This is a genomic window from Streptococcus sp. 1F3, assembly GCF_054968985.1.
Genome location: NZ_JBUEQR010000099.1, coordinates 1,303 through 1,647 on the forward strand (window position 1 = coordinate 1,303; position 345 = coordinate 1,647).

Consider the following 345-nt stretch of genomic DNA (forward strand, 5'->3'; position numbering starts at 1 on the left):
TATTAAAATTGCTTGAAAGTGGAGAAAAAACTATGGTTGATATTCATTATAAGCTACAAAATGATGTTTGGCCATCTAATGTGTCACAAGAGGAAGCAAATAAGATTTTTTGGCGAAAACATATTGAGGTTTTAAAAAATAATGCCGCAGCACAAAGGCATTTTACCCGTCAAGAGCTAGAAGAATTATTACCAGAAGGGTCAGAAATTCTATCAAGTAGTGATGATTAAAATAAATTTGATATGGAACATAGTCAATTAACATGGGAAGATGTCAGCCAATGTGAGGTTTCAGTAATGGTTCAATACGATAAGAATAAGATTTTTACGAGCATTATTACTAGCC

General features: G+C 32.5%; 1 pseudogene. It reads left to right on the forward strand.

Going from position 1 to position 345, the window contains the following annotated elements:
- Nucleotides 1–230 (forward strand): annotated as a pseudogene (locus ACVPON_RS08790) (hypothetical protein); the annotation flags it as partial.
- Between the last annotated feature and the right edge of the window lie 115 nt (nucleotides 231–345).